At 64.8% G+C, this 21,566-nt stretch carries 28 protein-coding genes; 12 read left to right on the forward strand and 16 right to left on the reverse strand.

Features of this window, described 5'->3' with window-relative positions:
- Nucleotides 1-246 precede the first annotated feature (246 nt).
- Nucleotides 247-1,089, reverse strand: a complete 843-nt coding sequence (locus tag N2605_RS07850) for an AAA family ATPase (protein WP_036013181.1) — start codon at nucleotides 1,087-1,089, stop codon at nucleotides 247-249.
- Nucleotides 1,090-1,196: 107 nt separating this feature from the next.
- Nucleotides 1,197-1,442, reverse strand: coding sequence for a GlsB/YeaQ/YmgE family stress response membrane protein (locus tag N2605_RS07855; protein ID WP_036028526.1), 246 nt, complete (start codon nucleotides 1,440-1,442; stop codon nucleotides 1,197-1,199).
- Nucleotides 1,443-1,564: 122 nt separating this feature from the next.
- Between N2605_RS07855 and N2605_RS07860 the strand changes: the two genes are divergently transcribed.
- The 3 genes from N2605_RS07860 to sseA all read left to right on the forward strand — a co-directional run bounded on the left by N2605_RS07860 (nucleotide 1,565) and on the right by sseA (nucleotide 4,280).
- Nucleotides 1,565-2,740 carry a vWA domain-containing protein gene (locus N2605_RS07860; RefSeq protein ID WP_260346241.1) on the forward strand — a complete coding sequence of 392 codons (1,176 nt, stop codon included), beginning with the start codon at nucleotides 1,565-1,567 and terminating at the stop codon, nucleotides 2,738-2,740.
- A gap of 130 nt (nucleotides 2,741-2,870) precedes the next feature.
- Nucleotides 2,871-3,284, forward strand: a complete 414-nt coding sequence (locus N2605_RS07865) for a rhodanese-like domain-containing protein (protein WP_028179894.1) — start codon at nucleotides 2,871-2,873, stop codon at nucleotides 3,282-3,284.
- A 138-nt stretch (nucleotides 3,285-3,422) separates the two neighbouring features.
- Nucleotides 3,423-4,280 carry a 3-mercaptopyruvate sulfurtransferase gene (gene sseA, locus N2605_RS07870; RefSeq protein WP_036028518.1) on the forward strand — a complete coding sequence of 286 codons (858 nt, stop codon included), beginning with the start codon at nucleotides 3,423-3,425 and terminating at the stop codon, nucleotides 4,278-4,280.
- Between the two features lie 179 nt (nucleotides 4,281-4,459).
- On the opposite strand, the gene N2605_RS07875 is transcribed toward sseA, so the two are convergent.
- Nucleotides 4,460-5,230 (reverse strand): hypothetical protein, encoded by a 771-nt coding sequence (locus tag N2605_RS07875; RefSeq protein WP_109144721.1) that lies wholly within the window; start codon nucleotides 5,228-5,230, stop codon nucleotides 4,460-4,462.
- A 368-nt stretch (nucleotides 5,231-5,598) separates the two neighbouring features.
- Between N2605_RS07875 and N2605_RS07880 the strand changes: the two genes are divergently transcribed.
- Nucleotides 5,599-6,795: a L,D-transpeptidase family protein gene (locus N2605_RS07880; RefSeq protein WP_225126648.1), complete on the forward strand. Its 1,197-nt coding sequence runs from the start codon at nucleotides 5,599-5,601 to the stop codon at nucleotides 6,793-6,795.
- Between the two features lie 55 nt (nucleotides 6,796-6,850).
- Here the strand turns inward: N2605_RS07880 and N2605_RS07885 are convergent, their stop codons facing one another.
- Together N2605_RS07885 and N2605_RS07890 are read right to left on the reverse strand one after the other, a co-directional pair.
- Nucleotides 6,851-7,813, reverse strand: coding sequence for a D-2-hydroxyacid dehydrogenase family protein (locus N2605_RS07885; protein ID WP_225126040.1), 963 nt, complete (start codon nucleotides 7,811-7,813; stop codon nucleotides 6,851-6,853).
- Nucleotides 7,814-7,943: 130 nt separating this feature from the next.
- A complete protein-coding gene (locus tag N2605_RS07890) occupies nucleotides 7,944-8,159 on the reverse strand; it encodes a hypothetical protein (RefSeq protein ID WP_225126039.1) in 216 nt (71 codons plus the stop codon).
- Nucleotides 8,160-8,394: 235 nt separating this feature from the next.
- Between N2605_RS07890 and ettA the strand changes: the two genes are divergently transcribed.
- Nucleotides 8,395-10,044, forward strand: coding sequence for an energy-dependent translational throttle protein EttA (ettA, locus tag N2605_RS07895; protein ID WP_036028509.1), 1,650 nt, complete (start codon nucleotides 8,395-8,397; stop codon nucleotides 10,042-10,044).
- A 7-nt stretch (nucleotides 10,045-10,051) separates the two neighbouring features.
- Nucleotides 10,052-11,278, forward strand: coding sequence for a lytic murein transglycosylase (locus N2605_RS07900; protein ID WP_225175064.1), 1,227 nt, complete (start codon nucleotides 10,052-10,054; stop codon nucleotides 11,276-11,278).
- A 177-nt stretch (nucleotides 11,279-11,455) separates the two neighbouring features.
- Here N2605_RS07900 and N2605_RS07905 read toward each other — a convergent pair whose 3' ends face one another.
- Together N2605_RS07905 and N2605_RS07910 are read right to left on the reverse strand one after the other, a co-directional pair.
- Nucleotides 11,456-11,737 carry a hypothetical protein gene (locus N2605_RS07905; RefSeq protein ID WP_036013199.1) on the reverse strand — a complete coding sequence of 94 codons (282 nt, stop codon included), beginning with the start codon at nucleotides 11,735-11,737 and terminating at the stop codon, nucleotides 11,456-11,458.
- A gap of 211 nt (nucleotides 11,738-11,948) precedes the next feature.
- Nucleotides 11,949-12,269 (reverse strand): hypothetical protein, encoded by a 321-nt coding sequence (locus N2605_RS07910; protein ID WP_057026972.1) that lies wholly within the window; start codon nucleotides 12,267-12,269, stop codon nucleotides 11,949-11,951.
- 600 nt (nucleotides 12,270-12,869) lie between these two features.
- Between N2605_RS07910 and N2605_RS07920 the strand changes: the two genes are divergently transcribed.
- Together N2605_RS07920 and bfr are read left to right on the forward strand one after the other, a co-directional pair.
- Nucleotides 12,870-13,142 (forward strand): (2Fe-2S)-binding protein, encoded by a 273-nt coding sequence (locus N2605_RS07920; RefSeq protein ID WP_036013202.1) that lies wholly within the window; start codon nucleotides 12,870-12,872, stop codon nucleotides 13,140-13,142.
- Between the two features lie 133 nt (nucleotides 13,143-13,275).
- Nucleotides 13,276-13,764 (forward strand): bacterioferritin, encoded by a 489-nt coding sequence (gene bfr, locus N2605_RS07925; RefSeq protein WP_036013205.1) that lies wholly within the window; start codon nucleotides 13,276-13,278, stop codon nucleotides 13,762-13,764.
- Nucleotides 13,765-13,859: 95 nt separating this feature from the next.
- Here the strand turns inward: bfr and N2605_RS07930 are convergent, their stop codons facing one another.
- Both N2605_RS07930 and N2605_RS07935 read right to left on the reverse strand, forming a co-directional pair.
- The gene (locus N2605_RS07930) at nucleotides 13,860-14,462 is read right to left on the reverse strand and encodes an MSMEG_1061 family FMN-dependent PPOX-type flavoprotein (RefSeq protein WP_260346246.1); all 603 of its coding nucleotides are present in this window, start codon (nucleotides 14,460-14,462) and stop codon (nucleotides 13,860-13,862) included.
- 77 nt (nucleotides 14,463-14,539) lie between these two features.
- Nucleotides 14,540-14,893, reverse strand: coding sequence for a hypothetical protein (locus N2605_RS07935; protein WP_036013289.1), 354 nt, complete (start codon nucleotides 14,891-14,893; stop codon nucleotides 14,540-14,542).
- Nucleotides 14,894-15,146: 253 nt separating this feature from the next.
- On the opposite strand from N2605_RS07935, the gene N2605_RS07940 reads away from it, so the two are divergent.
- Nucleotides 15,147-15,416: a DUF2277 domain-containing protein gene (locus N2605_RS07940; protein WP_036013210.1), complete on the forward strand. Its 270-nt coding sequence runs from the start codon at nucleotides 15,147-15,149 to the stop codon at nucleotides 15,414-15,416.
- Between the two features lie 93 nt (nucleotides 15,417-15,509).
- Entirely contained in the window at nucleotides 15,510-15,725 is a 216-nt protein-coding gene (locus N2605_RS07945; RefSeq protein ID WP_057026971.1) for a hypothetical protein, read from the forward strand.
- On the opposite strand, the gene N2605_RS07950 is transcribed toward N2605_RS07945, so the two are convergent.
- From N2605_RS07950 to N2605_RS07960, 3 genes are all read right to left on the reverse strand, one after another.
- The gene (locus N2605_RS07950) at nucleotides 15,722-16,246 is read right to left on the reverse strand and encodes a collagen-like triple helix repeat-containing protein (protein WP_036013214.1); all 525 of its coding nucleotides are present in this window, start codon (nucleotides 16,244-16,246) and stop codon (nucleotides 15,722-15,724) included. The two genes, N2605_RS07945 and N2605_RS07950, sit on opposite strands and share 4 nt — an antisense overlap.
- A gap of 170 nt (nucleotides 16,247-16,416) precedes the next feature.
- A complete protein-coding gene (locus N2605_RS07955) occupies nucleotides 16,417-16,665 on the reverse strand; it encodes a helix-turn-helix domain-containing protein (protein WP_036013218.1) in 249 nt (82 codons plus the stop codon).
- 181 nt (nucleotides 16,666-16,846) lie between these two features.
- Nucleotides 16,847-17,614 (reverse strand): SDR family NAD(P)-dependent oxidoreductase, encoded by a 768-nt coding sequence (locus tag N2605_RS07960; protein WP_260346247.1) that lies wholly within the window; start codon nucleotides 17,612-17,614, stop codon nucleotides 16,847-16,849.
- Nucleotides 17,615-17,725: 111 nt separating this feature from the next.
- Here N2605_RS07960 and N2605_RS07965 point away from each other — a divergent pair, with 111 nt between their 5' ends.
- Complete coding sequence (locus N2605_RS07965; RefSeq protein ID WP_225126034.1) at nucleotides 17,726-18,211, forward strand: J domain-containing protein; 486 nt, start codon at nucleotides 17,726-17,728, stop codon at nucleotides 18,209-18,211.
- Between the two features lie 79 nt (nucleotides 18,212-18,290).
- On the opposite strand, the gene N2605_RS07970 is transcribed toward N2605_RS07965, so the two are convergent.
- The 3 genes from N2605_RS07970 to N2605_RS07980 all read right to left on the reverse strand — a co-directional run bounded on the left by N2605_RS07970 (nucleotide 18,291) and on the right by N2605_RS07980 (nucleotide 19,596).
- A complete protein-coding gene (locus tag N2605_RS07970) occupies nucleotides 18,291-18,542 on the reverse strand; it encodes a hypothetical protein (protein WP_036013225.1) in 252 nt (83 codons plus the stop codon).
- 238 nt (nucleotides 18,543-18,780) lie between these two features.
- The gene (locus N2605_RS07975; RefSeq protein WP_036013227.1) at nucleotides 18,781-19,041 is read right to left on the reverse strand and encodes a hypothetical protein; all 261 of its coding nucleotides are present in this window, start codon (nucleotides 19,039-19,041) and stop codon (nucleotides 18,781-18,783) included.
- Nucleotides 19,042-19,212: 171 nt separating this feature from the next.
- Nucleotides 19,213-19,596, reverse strand: coding sequence for a RidA family protein (locus tag N2605_RS07980; RefSeq protein WP_225182699.1), 384 nt, complete (start codon nucleotides 19,594-19,596; stop codon nucleotides 19,213-19,215).
- Nucleotides 19,597-20,114: 518 nt separating this feature from the next.
- Here N2605_RS07980 and N2605_RS07985 point away from each other — a divergent pair.
- Nucleotides 20,115-20,549 (forward strand): hypothetical protein, encoded by a 435-nt coding sequence (locus N2605_RS07985; protein ID WP_036013234.1) that lies wholly within the window; start codon nucleotides 20,115-20,117, stop codon nucleotides 20,547-20,549.
- Between the two features lie 144 nt (nucleotides 20,550-20,693).
- On the opposite strand, the gene N2605_RS07990 is transcribed toward N2605_RS07985, so the two are convergent.
- Nucleotides 20,694-21,389: a glutathione S-transferase family protein gene (locus tag N2605_RS07990; protein ID WP_260346249.1), complete on the reverse strand. Its 696-nt coding sequence runs from the start codon at nucleotides 21,387-21,389 to the stop codon at nucleotides 20,694-20,696.
- Between the last annotated feature and the right edge of the window lie 177 nt (nucleotides 21,390-21,566).

A 21,566-nucleotide genomic window follows, 5' to 3' on the forward strand; every position in this document is an offset into this window, starting at 1 on the left:
CCGTTGCTCCTTGCTCCGTCATTGCGAGCGCAGCGAAGCAATCCAGACTACTGCGGTGGAGGGATACTGGATTGCTTCGCTGCGCTCGCAATGACGGGATCGGGAGGCTGCTCGCGACACACTCGATATCGTAGGGTGGGCAAAGCGAAGCGTGCCCACGATCTGCATCCATCACGGAGGAATGGTGGGCACGGCGCTATGCGCCTTTACCCACCCTACGGCACCGTGCGACGCGTTACGGCGTGCCTACACTTCCCTTCGGCTCAAGAACGCCAGCCGCTCGAACAGATGCACGTCCTGCTCGTTCTTGAGCAGCGCGCCGTGCAGCGGTGGAATCAGCTTGCGCGGGTCGCGTTCGCGCAGCTGCTCGGCGCTCATGTCCTCGTTGAGCAGCAGCTTGAGCCAGTCGAGCAGCTCCGAGGTCGACGGCTTCTTCTTCAGGCCCGGGACCTCGCGCACCTCAAAGAAGATGCGCAGCGCTTCCTCGACCAGGCGCTTCTTGATGCCGGGGAAGTGCACGTCGATGATGCGGCCCATCGTGTCGGCGTCGGGGAACTTGATGTAGTGGAAGAAGCAGCGGCGCAGGAACGCGTCGGGCAGCTCCTTCTCGTTGTTGGAGGTGATCATCATGATCGGGCGCTGCTTCGCCTTGATCGTCTCGCCGGTCTCGTAGACATGGAATTCCATGCGGTCGAGCTCGAGCAGCAGATCGTTGGGGAATTCGATGTCGGCCTTGTCGATCTCGTCGATCAGGAGCACCGGGCGCTGCTCGCTGGTGAAGGCGTCCCACAGCTTGCCGCGCTTGATGTAGTTCCGGATGTCGGATACGCGCGCATCGCCGAGCTGGCTGTCGCGCAGGCGCGACACCGCGTCGTATTCGTAGAGGCCCTGCTGCGCCTTGGTGGTGGACTTGATGTGCCAGGTCAGAAGCGGCGCGTTCAGCGCCTTCGCCACTTCCTCCGCCAGCACCGTCTTGCCGGTGCCGGGCTCGCCCTTCACCAGGAGCGGACGCTCGAGCACGATCGAAGCATTGACGGCGACCTTGAGATCGTCGGTCGCAACATAGTCCTTGGTGCCGGTAAATTTCATCGCGCGTCCTTGTTGGTCGTCGTCGCAACGCATTGCCAGTATCAATGGCCTCGGTCACGACAAGCGAACGGCCGCTCGCGGCGGCCGTTCCTGGTTCGGTCAGGCTTTCAGACCCGTTTTATCAGCGAAAGGATGACGAGCACAATCACCGCGCCGATCGTGGCATCGACGATGGCGCCGATTGTGCCCGTTGCCAGCTGGATGTGCAGCTGTGGCAGAACCCAGCTCGCCACCAGCGCGCCGATGATGCCGACGACGATGTTGCCGATCAGCCCAAATCCCGCCCCATGGACAATCTTGCCCGCAAGCCAGCCGGCGATGGCACCGATGATCAGCGCTGCGAGAATTCCCATTGCAAACGTCCCCCAAACAACCCCTCATGTCGCCAATTCTAGAGCAAAAAGCCTGCCGGTCCAGCGTCCCGCGACGGTCTGCGCCCCTTGACGTTCGCCACCCGACGGGCAATCTGTCACCCATGTTCCTGCAATTCTTCACCTCTCTGCGCGATGCGCAGGTCCCCGTGACGCTGCGCGAATACCTCACGCTGATGGAGGCGCTCGACGCTGACCTTGCGGACTATACGGTCGAGAATTTCTATTACCTGTCGCGCGCCTCGCTGGTGAAGGACGAGCGCAACCTCGACAAGTTCGATCGCGTCTTCGGCACGGTGTTCAAGGGGCTGGAAAGCCTGCTCGAGGCCATGGACAAGGCGGAGATCCCCGAGGAGTGGCTGAAGAAGCTCGCCGAGAAATACCTGACCGAAGAAGAGAAGAAGCAGATCGAGGCCATGGGCTGGGACAAGCTCATGGAGACCTTGAAGAAGCGCCTCGAGGAGCAGAAGGGCCGGCACCAGGGCGGCTCGAAATGGATCGGCACCGCCGGCACCTCGCCGTTCGGCGCGCACGGCTACAACCCCGAAGGCGTGCGCATCGGCCAGGAGAAGAACCGCAACAACCGCGCCGTGAAGGTGTGGGACAAGCGCGAGTTCAAGGATCTCGACGGCAATGTTGAGCTCGGCATCCGCAACATCAAGGTGGCGCTGCGGCGCCTGCGCAAGTTCGCGCGCACCGGCGCGCCCGATGAGCTCGATCTCGACACCACCATTCGCGAGACCGCCAATCACGGCTACCTCGACGTGCACATGCGCCCCGAGCGGCGCAATGCAGTGAAGCTCTTGGTGTTCTTCGACATTGGCGGCTCGATGGATGCGCATATCGAGCAGGTCGAGGAGCTGTTCTCGGCGGCGAAGAGCGAGTTCAAGCACATGGAGTATTTCTACTTCCACAATTGCCTCTATGAAGGCGTGTGGAAGCAGAACAAGCGCCGCTTCACCGATCGCACGCCGACCTGGGACGTGCTGCACAAATACCCGCACGACTACAAGGTCGTGTTCGTCGGCGATGCCTCGATGTCGCCTTACGAGATCATGGTGCCCGGCGGCTCGGTGGAGCATGTCAACGAGGAGCCCGGCTCGGTCTGGCTCGACCGCATCATCCGCGCCTATCCGCATACGGTGTGGCTGAACCCGGTGCAGCAGAAGCACTGGGACTATTCGGAATCCACCACCATCATCAAGCGCATCTTCGCCAATCGTATGTATCCGATCACGATCGAGGGGCTGGAAGCTGCGATGAAGGAATTGACGCATTGATGCCTCCCGTCGTCATTCCGGGGCGCCCGAAGGGCGAACCCGGAATCCATCGGGCCGCAGTGCATGTAGAGGAATAGATTCCGGGCTCGCGCTACGCGCGCCCCGGAATGACAACAAGAGGGAGAAGCACGTGCCCCAGACCATCACCCGCGGCATCAAGGCGCTGATCGACGAGGCCAATGCCGAGATCGAGACGCTCACCGCCAAGGACGCGATCGAGATCTCCAAGAACGGCGACGTCGTCATCGTCGACATCCGCGATCCCCGCGAGATCGAGCGCGACGGCCGCATCCCCGGCGCCTTCGCCTGCACGCGCGGCATGCTCGAATTTTGGATCGACCCGCAGAGCCCGTACGCAAAACCGATCTTCCAGGAAGACAAGAAGTTCGTGTTCCACTGCGCCGGGGGCTTACGCTCCGCGCTCGCCGCCAAGACCGCGCAGGACATGGGCCTCAAGCCCGTCGCCCACATCGCCGGCGGCTACGCCGCCTGGCGCGATGCCGGCGGGCCCACGGAGAAGTGGGAGCCGAAGAAGAAGGGGTGAGGGCCTTGCCCTCTCCACCCGTCATTCCGGGGCACGCGAAGCGTGAGCCCGGAATCCATTGATCCACAGACTCTGACGCACGATGGATTCCGGGCTCGTGCTTCGCACGCCCCGGAATGACCAACGGAGAATGCTTCAATGACCACCGCCACCGACCCCCTCGTCTCCACCGAATGGCTCGCCGCTCACATCGGCGATGCCAACGTCAAGATCCTCGACGCCAGCTTCAAGCTGCCGGGCGTGCTGCCGCTGCCGAAGGACGACTATCTCGCCGCGCATCTGCCGGGCGCCGTGTTCTTCGACGTCGATGCGGTGTCGGATCATTCCAACCCGCTGCCGCACATGTTTCCGAGCGCCGAGCAGTTCGGCCGCGACGTCGGCAATCTCGGCATCTCCAACGCGGACACCGTCGTGCTCTATGATGCCGGCGGCTGGGTCGCGGCGCCGCGTGCGTGGTGGATGTTCCTGTCCTATGGCCACAGCAACGTGCGCATTCTCAATGGCGGTCTGAAGAAGTGGCGCACTGAGGGACGCGCGACCGAGAGCGGCGAGGTCAAGCCGAAGCCGACGACCTTCACGGCGAGCTATGACGCAAACCGCGTGCGCAGCATGCAGCAACTGATCGCCAATGTCGAAAGCCGCAACGAGCAGGTGATCGACGCGCGCGCCGCCGATCGCTTCGAAGGCCGCGCGCCCGAGCCGCGCCCGGGCATCCGCTCCGGTCACATCCCCGGCGCCCGCAACGTGCCCTACAATCTGCTGTTCGACGCCGCGACCGGCGAGATGAAGCCGCTCGACGAGCTCCGCGCCGCCTTCACCAATGCCGGCGTCGAGCTGGATGCGCCGATCGTGACGAGCTGCGGCTCCGGCGTCTCGGCCGGCGTGCTGACGCTCGCGCTCTACCGCCTCGGCATCACCGACACCGCGCTCTATGACGGCTCGTGGTCGGAATGGGGCCAGGCCGGCGGCCCGGCCATCGCGACCGGCCCGGCTTGAGGTTGCAGCCACGATGACGGTACGCTCCCTCGCCCCGTTCTTACGGGGAGAGGGTTGGGGTGAGGGGCCTCTCTCCACACGATGAGACTATCGACGGACCTGTACCCCCTCACCCGGAATCCGCGCGACGCGCGTATTCCGACCTCTCCCCGCAAGCGGGGAGAGGTGAAGAAGTAAGATCACCGCGTGCGTGCGGTCGTCGTTGTCGCGAAGGCCGGCTGCTGCTGACCGAACGGATCGAGCTGCTGCTGCAACTGCTGAGGCGGTGGGCGCCGCACCACGCGGGCTCGCTTCTTGGCTTTCGCCTTGCGCTTGGTCGCCTTGCTGTCCGACTTGGTGCTCTCGGCCTTGCTGCTCTCGGCCTTGACCTTCGCCGGCGCGTCCGTCGCCGCTGTGGCGGCGTTCAGCGCAGCGAGCCTTGCGGAGGCGACATCGAGCGCCGCGGCGGCGAGGGCCGGGTCAGCTGGTTCCGGCTCGCTGGCGATTGCGGCAGGCTGGGCCTCGGGAATCCCGGCCGTGGTGTCGGCGGGGGTCAGCGTATCGATGGAAGCCGGCGCTGCGGCCGTCACGGTCGGTTCGGGCTTGGCTGCTTCGATGGCCGGCACTTCAGCCAGGGGCGCGGCGGCCTCGGGCTGGACGTCGGTCTCGGTCGTCAGTGCAGCAACCTGTTCGGGCTCGCTCAGGGGCAGAGCGATGGTCGGCACCTGGTCGCGCAGCGATGGCGTGGTCTCGGCAGGTGGCTCCGGCTCGGTCCGCAGCACCGCGAGCACCGGCTGGGCCGGCTCGGGCGCCTGCGCAAACATTTGCTCCTGCGGCCCGTTCCGCCAGCCGGGGTTGTTGACATATTGCTGATGGGTCGCCCGGAGCAGAGCGGCGGCCCCTAGGCCGAACACCAGGATGGAGGTTGACAGCAGGATCGCGGCAAACAGGAAGCGAAAGCCGGGAAGCATTGAGCGATTGCGAATTTCCGCCCCGGCGGCGGAAGTAGCCGGGGCTCAAGAGCCATCTGAACGCGGTGACGGTACTGCTTGCCGCGTTCGCCACGCGGGATCGGAGCTCAAAAAGGTGGCGAATCAGGCTGATTCGACCATATCGCAACGTCTCCGCATCGTTCCGTTAAAATCGCGGCCGACCATCGCGCCAATCGAAGGCGCGATACGATTTCAGCCCCGTGATGCAACGGGGCAACGGTAGTCTTGCGGATCACAAATCGGCAAGTCCGGCGCAAATAAGCCTGATATGTCTTGAATGTGCCGCTATCTTCCGTCATCTGGCCGTTAACGGTCCGGTCGGGCTTGGGGACTATACAAGAGCGATGATGATCAAACACTTTCTGACGATATGCGCTGCCGCAACAGTCGCTGCGGCGGGAACCTCGCTCGCTCAGGCTCAGAGCTATCCGATCCAGCAGGTACCAAGCTATGGCGCGCCTGCCGAATATCGGCCCGGTGACCGCATGCCGAATTTCGACGCGCTGGATGAAGACGACGACGCGATGCCGCATGCCTCGCTGCCCCCGCCCGGTCCGGCCGACGATCCGCGCTACGGTCGTCCGATGGGCGCGCCTCCGGTCTATTCGGCCGCCCCACCCCAAGGTCCGGTGATGTCGCCGGATGATCCGCGCTATGGGCGCCCGGCTGGCGCCCCGCCGGTCTATTCGGCCGCGCCGCAGGGCCCCGTGATGTCGCCCGACGATCCCCGCTACGGCCGCCCCGCCGGTCCGCCGGCGGTGATCTACGCCGACCGTCCGCCTCAGCAATCGCCCGCCAACGATGGCCTGCGTCCGCCCGAGTCTGTGGGCGGTCCCTCCGCGACTGGGACGGTCCAGGCCGGACAGCCGCCCGTGGGCACGGATGGCCGCCCGGTGACCCTGGCCGCGCTGCCGCCCGAGGAGCAGCCCGATGCCGCGCCGGTGCAGCTGCCGCCGAACCTGCGCCGTCAGGAGGTCGCGTTCCAGACCAAGGAGCCGGCCGGCACGCTCGTGGTCGATACGCCCAACACCTACCTCTATTACGTGCTCGGAGGCGGCCGTGCGATCCGCTACGGCGTCCGAGTCGGCCGCGACGGCTTCACCTGGACGGGCGTGCAGAAGATCACCCGCAAGGCCGAGTGGCCGGATTGGCATCCGCCGACCGAGATGATCGAGCGTCAGCCCTATCTGCCGCGCTTCATGGCCGGCGGCCCGGGTAATCCGCTCGGCGCCCGCGCGATGTATCTAGGTTCGACCGTCTACCGCATCCACGGCACCAACCAGCCCTCGACGATCGGCAAGTTCGTCTCCTCCGGCTGCATCGGCATGCTGAACGAGGACGTCTCCGACCTGTTCGAGCGCGTCAAGGTCGGCACCCGCGTTGTCGTGATGCCGGGTGGTCCGCCGCCGGGAACGGCGACGGCCTCCGCTGCGCCGACGCAGAGCGCTGCCGGGCCGGCTCCGATGTCCGCCCAGGCGGGCCCGGTCCCGGGGACGCAGCCCACCGTTGTGCCGCCGCTGCCCGCGCCGGTCACCGTGCGCTGAGGGCCTCAACTCGATGAGATTGCGAAGGGCGTGCCGTCGGCACGCCCTTTTCGTTTCAGGCCAGCTTCCGCGGCAGCTCGCCGCCTTTGGTGAAGGCGTCGATCGCCTCGACCATCTGGCCGTAATGGATGCGCAGACCATCCGTGGTGGCGTAGCCCAGATGCGGCGTCAGCACGAGATTGTCGAGCTTGCGGAAGGGATGGTCGACCGGCAGCGGCTCGACCGAGAACACGTCCAATCCTGCACCTGCGATCTTGCGCTGCTGCAAGGCGTCCAGCAGCGCCTGCTCATCCACGATCGGCCCGCGCGCGGTGTTGACCAGGAAGGCCGTCGGTTTCATCCGCGCAAGATCCGCGCGGCTGACGAGGCCACGCGAGCGCTCGCTCAGCACCACGTGGATGGTGACGATGTCGGCCTTGGCGAACAGCTCCTCCTTGGAGGCGTAGCCGACGCCAACAGAAGCGCACTTTTCCGGCGTCAGGTTCGGGCTCCAGGCGATCACGTTCATGCCGAACGCCTTCGCAATGCCCGCCATCTTGCTGCCGAGCTTGCCGAGCCCGACGACGCCGAGCGTCAGCCCTTCGATCTCGACTCCGGCAAATGTCTGCCAGGACTCGCCCGCATGCATGCGCGCGTTCTCTCGGCCGATGCCGCGGGTCAATTCCAGGATCAGGCCCATCGTGAGCGGCGCCGTCGGATCGCGGGAATATTGCGTGCCGCCGATGGCGATGCCGCGCGCTTTCGCGGCCTCGATGTCGATCGCAGCGTTGCGCATGCCCGAGGTCAGCAGCAGCTTAAGCTTCGGCAGGCGATCGAACAGGCTCTTGGGAAACGCCGTGCGCTCGCGCATCGCGCAGATGATTTCGAAGTCGGTGAGCGCACTGGCTGCGGCCTGCTCGGAGGCGAAGGGATGGCTGAACACGGTGACGTCGACGCGATCCGACAATTTCGGCCAATCGGCGACGTCGAGGGCGAGATTGAAATAGTCGTCGAGGATTGCGCAGCGCAGCCGGCTCATCAGCGTTCATCCATGGCGAGAGGTGAAGGCGCCAGGCGGGCGCCGTCATCGGAACCTGGCCATGGTTTGCGCGCAATCGCGCCGGCGCGCAAGCAGCCTGCGTCTTCAAAAGTCCGATAGGGATCGTCGCTCAGACGTCGCGGGGCTTCAGGCGGAACGGTGCATCCATGCCGTGCTTGGCGCGCCAGGCGGGGCCGGGGCCGCGCATGTAATGCAGTTCGGGCCGGTAGGGATTGAAGGCGGTGACGAAGAAGCGCTTCCAGAAGGCCTTGATCTCCGAGGCGAACCCGAAAGTGCGCCCGGCTCCTGCCGGAATGGGAAGCGAATTGGTCTCGATCAGAGCCATGATGCGGCCTCGCTGTGCTCCCCGTTCGTTCTGAGCGGGTGGCGCTGTTTCCGCGCGAAACCGAGCTTTGGCCTGATTTATTAAAAGATGGTTTCAATTGTCCGGATCGGTGGCCGGATGGTTTCCTGACCGTATTCATCCGTGGTGAACGGACGGAAAACATTGCCCTTTGGGGGCGGGATCGCTACATCGCTGGCGAAGCAAATTTCCTCAAATCGAAGGTTTCACGGGACCGATGGCGCGCCAGTTCATCTATTTCATGCAGGGCCTGACCAAGAGCTACCCGACCCGGAAGGTGCTCGATAACATCCATCTGAGCTTCTACCCGGACGCCAAGATCGGCGTGCTCGGCGTCAACGGCTCGGGTAAGTCGACCCTGCTCAAGATCATGGCCGGTCTCGACAAGGAATACACCGGCGAGGCCTGGGTCGCCGAGGGCGCCCGCGTCGGCTATCTCGAGCAGGAGCCGCAGCTCGATTCCAAGCTGACCGTGCGCGAAAACGTCATGCAGGGCGTCGCCAAGCAGAAGGCGATCCTGGACCGTTACAACGAGCTCGCGGTCAACTATTCGGACGAGACCGCCGACGAGATGACCAAGCTGCAGGACGAGATCGAGGCCCAGGGCCTGTGGGATCTCGACAGCAAGGTCGACCAGGCCATGGACGCGCTGCGCTGTCCGCCCGACGATGCCGACGTGACGAAACTCTCGGGCGGTGAGCGCCGCCGCGTCGCGCTGTGCCGCCTGCTGCTCGACCAGCCCGAACTCTTGCTGCTGGACGAGCCGACCAACCATCTCGACGCGGAATCCGTGTCGTGGCTGGAAGGCCATTTGCGCAACTATCCCGGTGCGATCCTGATCGTCACCCACGACCGCTACTTTCTCGACAACGTCACGGGCTGGATCCTCGAGCTCGATCGCGGCCGCGGCATCCCGTACGAGGGCAATTACTCGTCCTGGCTGGTGCAGAAGCAGAAGCGTCTGGAGCAGGAGGGCCGCGAGGATGCGGCGCACCAGAAGACGCTCGCGCGCGAGCAGGAATGGGTCGCCTCGTCGCCGAAGGCCCGCCAGGCCAAGTCGAAGGCGCGCTACCAGCGCTATGAGGAGCTGCTGAAGAAGGCGAGCGAGAAGCAGACCCAGACCGCGCAAATCATCATTCCAGTGGCCGAGCGGCTCGGCGCCAACGTGGTCGATTTCGAGGGGCTCAGCAAAGGCTTTGGCGATCGTCTCCTGATCGACAACCTCACCTTCAAGCTGCCGCCCGGCGGCATCGTCGGCGTGATCGGTCCCAACGGCGCCGGCAAGACCACGTTGTTCAGGATGATCACCGCTCAGGAGAAGCCGGACTCCGGCACGATCACGGTCGGCGAGACCGTGCATCTCGGCTACGTCGACCAGTCGCGCGACGCGCTCGACGGCAAGAAGACCGTGTGGGAGGAGATCTCTGGCGGCAACGAACTGATCCTGCTCGGCAAGAAGGAAGTCAACTCGCGCGGCTATTGCTCGTCGTTCAACTTCAAGGGCGCGGACCAGCAGAAGAAGGTCGGCGCGCTCTCGGGCGGTGAACGCAACCGCGTCCATCTCGCAAAAATGCTGAAGTCCGGCGCCAACGTCCTGCTGCTCGACGAGCCGACCAACGACCTCGACGTCGACACGCTGCGCGCGCTCGAAGAGGCGCTGGAGGACTTCGCCGGCTGCGCCGTCATCATCAGCCACGATCGCTGGTTCCTCGACCGCATCGCGACGCACATCCTCGCCTTCGAGGGCGAGAGCCACGTCGAATGGTTCGAAGGCAATTTCCAGGATTACGAGAAGGACAAGATGCGCCGGCTCGGCCAGGACAGCATCATCCCGCACCGCGTGAAGTACAAGAAGCTGACGCGGTGATGGCGGCATGATGCGACGGGCGCTCATCGCTGCGGGGATCGTCATCGCCTGCAGCTGGTCGCCCGTCCGTGCTGCCGACGCCGCCTTCACCCAGTTCATCGCCTCGTTGTGGCCGGCGGCCCAACAGGCCGGCGTTTCGCGTGCAACGTTCGATGCGCAAACGCGCGGGCTGGAGCCCGATTACAAGCTGCCCGATCTGCTCTTGCCCGGGCGGCCGGCAACGGGTGCGCCGTCGCAGGCCGAGTTCGTGCAGGTGCCGGCCGACTACGTCAAGGAAGCCTCGATCGCGCGGCTTGCAGGCGAGGGGCAGCGGCTGCTCCAAAAGCATCGGACCTCGCTGGACGAGATCGAGAAGAAGTCCGGGGTGCCGGCGACCGTCATGCTCGCCATCTGGGGCCGCGAGACAGACTATGGCCGGCACACGTTGCCCTACGATCTGGTGCGCGTACTGGCGACGCAGGCCTATGTCGGACGCCGAAAGGATCAGTATCGCAACGAGTTCATTGCCGCGCTCAAGATCCTCGATGAAGGCGTCGTCACGCGCAAGGACATGCGCTCGTCCTGGGCCGGCGCGACCGGCCTCACCCAGTTCCTGCCGTCCGAATATTACAAGCATGGCGTCGATTTCGACGGCGATGGCCGCATCGACATCTGGCACTCGGTGCCGGATGCGCTGGCCTCGGCTGCGCAGCAGCTCGTCAACAAGGGCTGGCAGAGCGGCGTGCGCTGGGCTTACGAGGTGCAGGCGCCGGCGAAGGTCGATTGCACGACGGGCGTGCCGGAGGTGACGAAGCCGATCGGCCAATGGCTGCGCGAGGGTTTTGTCCCGGTACGCGGCCAAAAGCTCAGCGCCGCCGAGCAGGCGCAGCCGGCCTCGCTGCTCCAGCCCGAAGGCATCTACGGCCCGTCATTCCTGACCACGAAGAATTACTTCGTCATCAAGGAATACAATTTCTCCGATCTCTACGTGCTGTTCGTCGGCCACCTTGCCGACCGCATGACAAACCCGCTGCCGTTCGCGACGCCATGGGCGGCCTCGAAACAGCTGCGCACCAAGGACGTCGAGACCATGCAGCGCGAGCTGACGCGGATCGGGCTCTACAAGGACAAGATCGACGGCAAGGCCGGCATGCAGACGCGTGCGGCGCTTGGCGCCTATCAGAAGTCGGCGGGCCTCAAGCTCGATTGCTGGCCGAGCGAAGAGGTGCTGCGTTCGATCCAGGCGGCGCGATAGAGCATGATCCGGAAAAGTGTGAAGCGGTTTTCCGAAAAGATCATGCTCAAACAATAACCTAAAGCGCGATGACGCTTCATCCTAACCGCATCGCGCTTTAGCGTGCGCAAACAAAAAGCCCGGCCGATGCTCTCGGCCGGGCTTTCCGATCGCGGCGCGCAGCGCCAGGCAATCAGATCAGTAGCAGACGCGAACCGGGCGGCTGACCCAGCCGTAGCCGTCCCAATAGCGCTCGCGGCGCCAGTAGCAGGGCGCGGGCGGCGGGGGCTCGGCGATGTAAACGGGGCCGCCATAGGCCGGACGGCTGGAGGCGATTGCGCCGCCGACGATGGCGCCGCCGATCAGGCCGGCTGCGATACCGGCGCCGACGCCGTCATGGGCCTTCGCGGACGGAGCGGCGGTCACCAGCGAACCGGCGACCGTCGCGACCGTGAGGGCGGCAACTAAAGTCTTGTTCATGCTCTTGGCTCTCCTGGGAGATGGGTTCCTCCTGTTAGAGGCGCCCGGGTTTCAAAGGTTCACGCACACTCTGATGGAATTGGCCTTGCAGCTAGGAAGCGCGCAAATGGTCAATCCACGGTAAACGCACACGGAGCTGTGACGAGAAAAAGCGGTCTTTTTCAGGCCCTGAGATGAACGGCGCATCCGTAGTGAACCGGCTTGGCGCGCCTCAGCCGCAGACTCGGACGCGACGGACGCGCCAGGCATAGCCATCCCAGAAGCGCTGCTTCTGCCAGACGCAGCCGCCGTAATAGTCGTCGGCAACATAGCCTGGACCCGGGGCGTAGTAGCGCGGCGGGTAGTAGCCCGGCCCATAGTAGCCATAGCTAGGCCCGTAATAATACGGAGAAGCCAGCGCGCCGCCGACAATGGCGCCGCCGATGATCCCGGCGGCCACGCCTGCCGCGACACCGCGCTGGGCATGGGCCGGCGTTCCGGCCGTCAGGGCCAGAATGGCGACGGCAGCGACCGCCAGGAGCGACTTCTTCATTGCTTGACCTTTCAGACGAACACGCGGGAACCTTTGGGCCGCAAGGTTCCATATTCCGCTTGAATGATCAATGAACGGCACCTTTGCCGGAGACGACCAATTGGTATGGGTCCCACCGGGAGACGATGATGGGCAACGCGATGGTTAATGCTTTGATTGCGGCCGGGATCGTTTTCGCGGTCGGCTACGGCTGGATCGCACATCTCCAGAACCGCGCACGGCGCTCCCGCGCTACCGCCGGCAGCCACGGAGGGAGTAGCGGGGAGAGCACCTATTCCGGGACGAATGACGGCTTCTCGCTGGGAAGCTGGCTTTCCGGCGGCAGTTCGGGGAGCTCTGGCGACGGCGCAAGCTGTTCCAGCAGCGATAGCAGCAGTAGCGGCGGCGACTGCGGAGCCGGTGGCGACGGCGGAGGAGGAGGCGGCGGTGGCGGCGACTAGTGGGCTACAATCTTGATCCAGCGCAAGAGCTTGATTTAGAGCCGTTCTAGGCTTTGATCAGGCCAGTTTGGAATAGCTTCAAATACCTGTTTTTCCTTTTGCATCCGGCCGGCCTGTTAAATATCGATGATGGCGCATCACCGAAGGGCCTGCCGCTTCCATGATCGTTTGTTCCTGTAACGTGCTGAGCGATGATGATATCCGCGCCGCCGTCGCCGAGTCCGACGACGCCGTGCGGCATGCCAAACAGGTCTATGGCTGTCTCGGCTGCAGCGCCGAATGCGGGCGCTGCGCCCGGACGATCAAGAGTATCATCGACGAAGCGCTCGGCCCCTGTGCGCAGTCCTGCTGCGCCGGCTGCCCGCATAGCCACACCGTGGCCGCCAACGACGAGACCGCCGAACCCGCCGAGTTCGCCCTCGCGGCCTGCTGAAAACTTCCGCAATTCCGGCTGAGCTTTTCCCCGGCTGGGTTCCCGTAGCCGGTTGCTCTCGCTCGCAAAGTGATTTAGAAGCGTTCTAAATTCGGTTTGGGACCGATTTGGACTGCAAGAGCTGGAGTGAACCATGCAGGGCGACGCAAAAGTCATCGACTATCTCAACAAGGCGCTGCGTCATGAGCTGACTGCGATCAATCAGTACTGGCTGCATTACCGCTTCCTCGACAATTGGGGCCTGCTGGACATGGCCAAGGTCTGGCGCAAGGAATCCATCGAGGAGATGGAGCACGCCGACAAGCTCACCGAGCGGATCCTGTTCTTCGACGGCTTTCCGAACATGCAGGTGCTCGATCCCCTGCGCATCGGCCAGAACGTCAAGGAGATCATCGAGTGCGATCTCGCCGCCGAGATGAGCGCGCGGGCGCTCTATCAGGAAGCGGCGACCTACTGTCACAGCGCCAAGGACTATGTCACACGCGACCTGTTCGAGAAGCTGATGAGCGACGAGGAGCACCACATCGACTTCCTCGAGACCCAGCTCGATCTGATCGGCCGCATCGGCCTCGAGCTCTACACCCAGAAGCATGTCGGCGGGCTCGAGGGCGAGGGGCACTAAGCTCGGGCCCGGCTCCCTCCATCGTCATGGCCGGGCTTGACCCCGGCCATCCACGTGTTGCCGCACGTCGTTTCGTTTTGCGGAACCGCTCTCGGCTACAGCTGCGTCTTGTAGAGCTCTTCCACGGCCTCATGGCTCGCCGGTTCGCCGAGGCCGGTCTGCTCGTGAATGACCGTGACGATGCTCGGCATCACCGAGCGCTGCACCTTCTCCGACCCCCACAGATTCGAGCGCATCAGCGCCTTGCCGCAATGGAAATAGACCTCGCTGACCGCGACGTTCAGCACCGCGCGCGGCGGCTTGCCGAATTCCACCATCGAGGCGAGCAGATCCGGGTCGGCCGACAGCCTGCCGCGGCCGCCGACGCGCAGCGTCTCCTCGATGCCCGGCACGAAGAACAGCAAATGCACGAAGCCTGAGCCTTCGACCACGTTGCGAAAACTGTCGATGCGGTTGTTGCCGGAGCGGTCGGGCATCAGCAGCTGGTTGGGGCCGGCGACGCGGACGAAGCCGATGCCGCCGCCGCGCGGCGAAGCGTCGACGCTGCCGTCCGCTCCCGATGTCGCGAGCACGCAGAATGGCGACATCTCGATGAATTTCTTCGCATGCGCATCGATCGCGGGCCGTGCCTTCGCGATCACGCGCGGGCTCGGCTTGGCATAGATGGTGGCGAGGTCTTCGGCGCTAAGATTGGTCAACGGCGTGCCTCCGCTTCAGCTGGGCTTCAAGCTACCCGATCGGGCCGTCGCCAGCCAATGGAAATCACCAAGGCGCGTTACACCGCATCCGCCGGCACGAAGCAGCTGATGATGATGGAGCCGCGGTGGTGGACGTACCACACCACGGCCTGGCCGATCGGATTGCCCTGGTCGCGGATGATGGCGCGTCCGGGCACCTCGATCCATTGTCCCTCGATCGGCACCCAATAAGCGCCATTGCGCACGTCATACTCGGTGCGATGGCCATCGGAGATGTCGCAGCAGGGAACCCCGTTCGGCGCGATCACGCTCTTGAACCAGGCGCGGATGTCGGGCGGAACGTGGTCGTATTGGCCATTGTCGCGCGCGAACGCAACGTTTGCCAGCGCTGTCGTCGCAACCAACCAAACGCACAGTGCGAGCCTGTGCATGCGATCCTCCTCGTCGCGTATCGTGCCATGGGCGCGCGATTGTCCTGCGCGTCTTTCCCTATCGTTGGCACGGATTAAGCCTGAGCCGTCACTGCAATGCATGCTCAAATAATATGCGATGCCGGCGCCCCGCTTATGATGCGCTGCGAGATCAGCTTGTGGCGCATCCACCAAGTTGGTCGCAGAAGCGAGAAGGCGGATGTAGGATTTCGGCTCGGACCTTCGTCTTAAGGAAAACGCCGGGAGAAAGTGCATGTGCCGCAACATCAAGACGCTGTTCAACTTCGAGCCGCCGGCGACGGAGGATGAGATCCACGCCAGCGCGCTGCAATTCGTGCGAAAGCTGTCGGGTTTCAACAAGCCGTCGCAGGCCAACGAGGCGGCGTTCGATCGTGCGGTGGCCGAGGTCTCCGAGGCGGCGCGAAAACTCCTGACCTCGCTGCATACGAACGCGCCGGCGCGCGACCGCGAGGTTGAGGCGGAGAAGGCGAAAGAGCGTTCGCGGCTGCGCTTCGGTACGTGAGGTCAGGCAGCGTGCTCCGTGATCTGGCTCACGGTATCTGCTGCCTCGGCTTGCGATGGTGGCGGCCGGGGTTTTGATCGCCCGGAGCACGACATGAGCCGCCCCCTTCTTCCTTTGAAAGCAGGTGCCATCGTCTTCACGCTGCTGTGGACCGCGTGGATGATGTGGTGGAGCGGCTCGTTCTCGAGCGCGAACGTGATCATCCTCGCCCTGTGCGGCGCGGCGGTCGGCTATTTCTGGTATCGCGCCATGCGCTGGCAATTCGAGCGCATGGGCATGCTGCCGCGGCGCGAGGATCGGCCCGACTAGACCCGTCGGCTATCCTTGCCCTGCTTCTTCTTTTTCTTTTTCTTCCTGTGATCGTCGACGTCATCGCCCTCGTCATCGACGATTGCCTCGTCGGTCTCCTGGACGGCGGCTTCGAGCGCTTCGCGCTCGGCGGCTTCGCGCTCGCGTTGGCGGCGGCGTTCGTCCCAGGCATCGAAGAGCTGGTCGAGCCAGGGCAGCACCTGCTCGATCGACGGCAATTGGCCGGGCGGACCCGGCTCGCCGCGCGGGCCTTGCGGCCCCGCCGGTCCCTGCGGCCCGGCAGGTCCCGGTGCGCCGGCTGGCCCACGCGGACCGGCTTCGCCCTGTTTGCCTTGCGGACCGGGCTTGCCGGGCGGCCCGGCCTTTCCGACCGGGCCCGGCTTGCCCTGCGGCCCGGGCTTGCCGCGTGCGCCGTCGGGGCCGCGCCGGCCCGGATGCCCCTGTGGCCCCGGCCGTCCCGGCTCGCCTTGCCGCCCGCGAGGCCCCTGAGGCCCCGGCCGTCGTCCCTGGTCGTCTGCCACGCCACCGCTCCCTTCACCTGGAGCAAGCTACTTAGCGGCGTTTGACGACAGCAGCAATTCTGCCCGTGCATCGTGCCAGGCTTGATCAACATCAATCGGCGGCGCGAGCGGCCGCCTCATCGATCGCGCGGCTGCGCAGCGCGTCGTCGCTGGCCGATTGATGTCGTGCGCTAATCCTGACAGGCGGGCACGTCGATGCCGGAGGCGGCATAGAGCCTGATCTTGTTGCGCAGCGTGCGTACGGAAAGGCCGAGCACGCGCGAGGCGCGCGTGCGGTTGCCGTCACAGCGCGCCAGCGTCTGGATCACGAGCTCACGCTCGACCTCGTCGACGGTGGCACCGATCAGAAGCGGAACGATCTGGTTCGGGGCAAGGAATTGTGCGTCCGGCCCGGACGCGGCGACATGAACAGTGGTCATCAACACACCTCCCGATCAACGCCCGCTTCCATCGTCGGAAGCGGATCGAGAACCAACGACCCCCAAGCCGTGAATCTACGGTGGTCCGGTTTGGTTAATGAAAGGTTAATTGGAGGGGCTGCACCGAATTGATCTTGAGAATGCCCAGATGCCGCCGCGATTGGTGCGAGCCTCGCGTCCCTCACACGGTGCGATAGCCGCCGTCCACCATCACGATGGTTCCGGTGACATAGGCCGACAGGTCGGAGGCGAGGAACACCGCGGGACCGACGATGTCCTCGGGCTTGCCAGTGCGCGCCAGCGGGGTGTGATCGATGAAAGCCTGCACCAGCGCCGGATTGGTCGCGCGCGCATTGGCGTTGATGTTGGTCTCGATGAAGCCGGGGCCGATCGCGTTGACGCGCACGCCTTCCTTGCCGAGCTCGACCGCGAGCGCCTTGGTGAAGCCGAGCACGCCGTGTTTCGAGGTGGTGTAGGCCGCCGAGCTCGGCGTGCGCAGATGCACGAAGGACTGGATCGAGCCGATGTTGACGATGCGGCCTTTGCTGGCGCGCAAGGGCGCGAGGAACGCCTGCGTCACGTTGAACACGCCGTTGAGGTTGAGCGAGATGATGTCGTTCCAGTCCTTCGCCACCGTCTCGGTCTCCGCGGTGAAGGCGTTGCGGCGGGTGATGCCGGCATTGTTGACGAGGATCGAGACCTGCCCGATCTCGTCCGCGATCTGCCTGGCGAGCGCGAAGCAATCCTCGCGCCTGACAACGTCGAGCGCAAAGCTCTCGGCCTTGCCGCCCGCTTGCCGGATCTCCTGCGCCGCCTCCGCCACCGTCTCCGCGTTGACGTCGAGCAGCACGACCTGCGCGCCCTCTCGCGCATAGCCGGTGGCGATCGCCCGGCCGATTCCGGAACCGGCGCCGGTGACGACAGCGATGTGGTTTGCGAGCAGCGCCATGGCAGTTTCCTCCCGTTTTCGTTTCGAAGTTTCACGAAACGCTAACGCGAAATTAAGGGGTCGGAAACGGCGGCCTTGGCATACTGATCCTGATTGCTAAACGTTGCGCGCATGATGGAACGGCTCGAAACCTGGAAACTCGCTCTGGAACGCCTGCGGTCCGCGCAAGCGCCGGATTGGGCCGAGGCCGGCCGGCTGGTGGCCGAGATCGCGCGGATGAGCAGCGACGTCACGCTGCGCCAGGCTGCCGAGCAGGCGCTGCCGGTGCTGCGCCAGGCCGTCGACAACGACGATCACAGCGTGACGCTGGCGGCCCAGCGCCGTATCAGTGTGGTGCTCGAGGTCGTGCACGATCTGACCGCGCCGCGCTTCGGCCGCCGTAACGCCGCGCCGAAGAAGCTCTCCAGCGAGGACCGCGCGCGCAAGGTGCTCGGCCTGCCGCTCGCGGTGCAGCTCACTTGCGAGGACATCAACCAGGCCTATCGCCGCGCCGCCAAGGGCCTGCATCCCGACCAGGGCGGCAGCGCCGAAGCCTTCATCGACCTCGCCGCCGCGCGCGACATCCTGATCCATCCCGGCGCGTACAAGGACGCGTGAGCGTCTCAGGCCTTCGAAAAGCAAACCGGGCAAGGACGCCCTCGTCCTTGCCCGGTTCTTCGTCCGCCGATCGATTATCTTACCACTTGCAGCTGCCGCTCTTGAGCGCGGCGTCCTTGACCATGAGTGCATCGACGAAGGTCGGCACGCTGGCGCTGGCGCGGTGATAGCCGGCCGGCCACGGCGTGGTCGGGATGCTCTCGTCCCAGATCTGGCAGAAGCCGGTGTCCTGCCAGCGGATCAGATGATAGCTGGCTTCGGCCGGGCTCGCGGCGACGAACGCGGTGACGGCAAGACCGGCGGCAGCGCACAGCATGGAAATACGACGCATGATCAGCTCCTCAAATGAATGATGTGATGCGCCTCCCGACAATGACGGGGAGGGGTGGTGCGGGACGCGCTTGGCACGCGCCCCGGACAAGATGTGAGTAGTTCCACCCGCCGCCGAGGTTCAAAAAATGTGCGTGGGACAGGTCTGATGGCGGCCGGGGAAGCGCTTCAGGCCACGCAAAGCAAAAGGGCGGATCGCCCGCGCGACCCGCCCTCCAAACGCTACTCTCGCGCCCGGCTCAGAGCGTGCACTTCCGCTCGGTGCGCATCTTGATCTGCAAGTCCGAGGCCTGCTGGAAGGTCGGGAACGGCTTGCTGACGACCTTGTAGGTAGAGACCCCGAACTGGAACGGCTTGTACTGCAGGTCCTCGTTCCAGACTTGGCAGATGCCGGTGTTGTCCCAGCGGATCACGTAATAGCCGACCTTCGCGGAGGCGGGCACGGCGAACACGGAACTAGCGATGCCGGCAACGGCACTGAGCGCGAGAAGGCGACGCATGAAGTATCTCCTGGTGGGACATGGGTGGTGGGACATGGGACCGAAAAAATTCGTGCGGTAAAAGCAGGTCCTTTGCAAGCCGGGGGGCCGCCATTCACGGACATGTCAGCTGTGCCCAACGCATTTGGTTTGGACGCGTGCCCGATAGGTCACACGCAGCTTAATCCGCTCCTACTTGGCCAGCGAAGCGACCGCCTCGATCTCGATCAGCATCTTCGGATCGGGCAGCGCCTGCACCACGCAAGTCGTGCGCGCCGGGTAAGGCGGCGGGCCGAAGGCGCCGGCATAGAGCGCGTTCATCGCGGCGACGTCCGAGGCGCGGGTCAGGAGCACGTTGACCTTGACGAGATCATGCATCCCGGCGCCGGCCTCGCCCAGCACGCGCTTGATGTTGATGACGACATTGGCGAACTGCGCCTCGAAGCCGTCGGGCAGCGCGCCTGATACATCGAAGCCGGGAATGCCGGAGACGAACAGGAGGTCGCCAACCCGCGTCGCAAAGGACAGCGGCGGCGCCTTGACGTGCGGCGGGGGCGCGAAATGCTGGATCGGCATGGGATCACCTCAGGACGGGGGCGGACGCAGGAGCGTAGCGGCTGGCGCGGGGATGCTCAAAACAAAAGTGCGAAAACAACCCCATGCACAGTAGGCGCCGCACGGAAATCATTGATGTTTTCCAGAATTCGCCAAACGCGAAGCATTCGGTTGCTCCGTCGGGCAAAACAGGGGCATTATGGCATGCTGGCGGTTGGTGGTCTTCGCCTCTCCCCGCGTGCGGCCTGCGCGTGGCGAGAGAGCAGGCCATTCACCCGTCATTGCGAGGAGCCCTTGCGACGAAGCAATCCAGACTGCCGCCGCGGAGCGATTCTGGATTGCTTCGCGGAGCCTGTCATCGGGCCGCGCTTCGCGCGGACCCGTTGGCTCGCAATGACGGAGCATGAGGACTTCCGCGAGTCTCGCCGCCGCCTTGCTTGCGGAAACGCCCGCCGATCATGTTGCCGCCCCGATCGATCAGGTACATTCGCTCCGTCTGATTCGAACCCTCCTTTAAAAAACAGCCCCCGGAGACCCCCATGAAGCTCGCATCCACCCTCCGCGCCGCGTGCGTCGCCATCGTCGCCCTGGCTGGCCTCTCGACGACGGCGCAGGCCGACAGCGGCTTCGTGACGCTGACGATCTACAAGGCGGGCTGGATCATCGGCGGCTCCGGCGGCTCGGGCGTGCTCAACTTCCGCGGCCGCTCTTACGGGCTTTCCACGGGTGGCCTCGACTACGGCCTCGTGTTCGGGGGATCCAAGACCGTGCTGCGCGGCCGCGTCTCCAACATCAACCGTCCCTCCGACGTTGCCGGCGTCTACGGCGCCGCCGGTGCCGGCATCGCCGTCGGCTCCGGCGCCCGCGCCATCGTGCTGACCAACCAGAAGGGCGCAGTGCTGGAGCTGTCGGGCACGCAGGTGGGGTTGATGGCGAATGCGGATCTCAGCGGGCTTGCGATCACGATGCGGTAGAAGACGGTGCCGTAGGGTGGGTTAGCCCTGCGGATCCGCGCAGCGAATCCGCGGGGCGTAACCCACCTCTTTGGCGTCTCCGGAGACGAACAGTGGTGGGTTACGCTTCGGACAGCGCTTCGCGCCGCCCGAAGCTGACCCACCCTACGATTTCTCGACCCTCGCATGCACCCGCTCGCAATGCGCGACGATGTTGGCGTGCGCATCGACGAAGGCCTTCAGCGGCGTCGGGATCGGAAAGTAATAGATGTTGGCGATGAAGCCGTAGATGCCGGCATCAACGCTCGTCGGCGCCGCGCCGTGTACGAAGCCTTGCGCCGGCGCGATGTCCGCCAGCACCTGCAAGTCAGCGAGCCCCCGCGCGTAGGCCTGCTCGGGCGTGTAGCGACCGATGCCCTGGAAGTGATAGCGCTGCGCGTTGTAGGCCTTGGCCTTCTCGAAGCCGGTAGGGTCGATCTGCGGATGCTGCGCGATGAAGGCGTCGCGGAACGCCGGATAGAAGCGCTCGTCCTTCCAGCGCGAATAGGACATCACCCAGTAGAGATCGTCCAGCATGCGCGTGACGAGATGGTCGGTGCGGCGCTGTTCCGATGACAAGCCGGCGTCGATCGTGAGGCGGTATTTCTTAGTCGCGTGCGCGATGATGGTGTCGCTGTCGCCGATGATCTCGCTGTCGTCGACGATGTAAGGCAGCTGCCCGCGCGGCGCGGCCGAGGCATCGAAGACGTGCTCATGCACGAACGGCACGCCCGCGAGCTTGAGAAACGCATAGACCTTGAGGCCGTAGCCGTTGTTGTCGGCGACGCCGAAGAGTTCTGGGTAGGAGTAGAGGGTCAGCATGGGCGGGCTCCTCCGGGGTGACGGAGGCCAGCATGCTAGGGAGTGGAAACGGATGCAATCCTCGTGGCCCGCATGAGCGCAGCGACATGCGGGAATGGGGTCCCCGGATATCGCTTGCGCTCATCCGGGCTACGTCAGAGCGCCATTTGCGAATTGCCTTTTGCGCAATAGGATGAC

It is taken from the genome of Bradyrhizobium yuanmingense (genome assembly GCF_025200905.1).
In the GTDB taxonomy this organism is placed as follows: Bacteria; Pseudomonadota; Alphaproteobacteria; order Rhizobiales; family Xanthobacteraceae; genus Bradyrhizobium; species Bradyrhizobium yuanmingense.

Excerpts from the sequence above, each read along its gene's own strand:
- N2605_RS07850 (WP_036013181.1), bottom strand. The coding sequence starts at position 1,089 with ATGAAATTTACCGGCACCAAGGACTATGTTGCGACCGACGATCTCAAG.
- N2605_RS07855 (WP_036028526.1), bottom strand. The coding sequence starts at position 1,442 with ATGGGAATTCTCGCAGCGCTGATCATCGGTGCCATCGCCGGCTGGCTT.
- N2605_RS07860 (WP_260346241.1), top strand. The coding sequence starts at position 1,565 with ATGTTCCTGCAATTCTTCACCTCTCTGCGCGATGCGCAGGTCCCCGTG.
- sseA (WP_036028518.1), top strand. The coding sequence starts at position 3,423 with ATGACCACCGCCACCGACCCCCTCGTCTCCACCGAATGGCTCGCCGCT.
- N2605_RS07875 (WP_109144721.1), bottom strand. The coding sequence starts at position 5,230 with ATGCTTCCCGGCTTTCGCTTCCTGTTTGCCGCGATCCTGCTGTCAACC.
- N2605_RS07880 (WP_225126648.1), top strand. The coding sequence starts at position 5,599 with ATGATCAAACACTTTCTGACGATATGCGCTGCCGCAACAGTCGCTGCG.
- N2605_RS07885 (WP_225126040.1), bottom strand. The coding sequence starts at position 7,813 with ATGAGCCGGCTGCGCTGCGCAATCCTCGACGACTATTTCAATCTCGCC.
- N2605_RS07890 (WP_225126039.1), bottom strand. The coding sequence starts at position 8,159 with ATGGCTCTGATCGAGACCAATTCGCTTCCCATTCCGGCAGGAGCCGGG.
- ettA (WP_036028509.1), top strand. The coding sequence starts at position 8,395 with ATGGCGCGCCAGTTCATCTATTTCATGCAGGGCCTGACCAAGAGCTAC.
- N2605_RS07900 (WP_225175064.1), top strand. The coding sequence starts at position 10,052 with ATGATGCGACGGGCGCTCATCGCTGCGGGGATCGTCATCGCCTGCAGC.
- N2605_RS07905 (WP_036013199.1), bottom strand. The coding sequence starts at position 11,737 with ATGAACAAGACTTTAGTTGCCGCCCTCACGGTCGCGACGGTCGCCGGT.
- N2605_RS07910 (WP_057026972.1), bottom strand. The coding sequence starts at position 12,269 with ATGAAGAAGTCGCTCCTGGCGGTCGCTGCCGTCGCCATTCTGGCCCTG.
- N2605_RS07920 (WP_036013202.1), top strand. The coding sequence starts at position 12,870 with ATGATCGTTTGTTCCTGTAACGTGCTGAGCGATGATGATATCCGCGCC.
- bfr (WP_036013205.1), top strand. The coding sequence starts at position 13,276 with ATGCAGGGCGACGCAAAAGTCATCGACTATCTCAACAAGGCGCTGCGT.
- N2605_RS07935 (WP_036013289.1), bottom strand. The coding sequence starts at position 14,893 with ATGCACAGGCTCGCACTGTGCGTTTGGTTGGTTGCGACGACAGCGCTG.
- N2605_RS07940 (WP_036013210.1), top strand. The coding sequence starts at position 15,147 with ATGTGCCGCAACATCAAGACGCTGTTCAACTTCGAGCCGCCGGCGACG.
- N2605_RS07945 (WP_057026971.1), top strand. The coding sequence starts at position 15,510 with ATGAGCCGCCCCCTTCTTCCTTTGAAAGCAGGTGCCATCGTCTTCACG.
- N2605_RS07955 (WP_036013218.1), bottom strand. The coding sequence starts at position 16,665 with ATGACCACTGTTCATGTCGCCGCGTCCGGGCCGGACGCACAATTCCTT.
- N2605_RS07960 (WP_260346247.1), bottom strand. The coding sequence starts at position 17,614 with ATGGCGCTGCTCGCAAACCACATCGCTGTCGTCACCGGCGCCGGTTCC.
- N2605_RS07965 (WP_225126034.1), top strand. The coding sequence starts at position 17,726 with ATGATGGAACGGCTCGAAACCTGGAAACTCGCTCTGGAACGCCTGCGG.
- N2605_RS07970 (WP_036013225.1), bottom strand. The coding sequence starts at position 18,542 with ATGCGTCGTATTTCCATGCTGTGCGCTGCCGCCGGTCTTGCCGTCACC.
- N2605_RS07975 (WP_036013227.1), bottom strand. The coding sequence starts at position 19,041 with ATGCGTCGCCTTCTCGCGCTCAGTGCCGTTGCCGGCATCGCTAGTTCC.
- N2605_RS07980 (WP_225182699.1), bottom strand. The coding sequence starts at position 19,596 with ATGCCGATCCAGCATTTCGCGCCCCCGCCGCACGTCAAGGCGCCGCCG.
- N2605_RS07985 (WP_036013234.1), top strand. The coding sequence starts at position 20,115 with ATGAAGCTCGCATCCACCCTCCGCGCCGCGTGCGTCGCCATCGTCGCC.
- N2605_RS07990 (WP_260346249.1), bottom strand. The coding sequence starts at position 21,389 with ATGCTGACCCTCTACTCCTACCCAGAACTCTTCGGCGTCGCCGACAAC.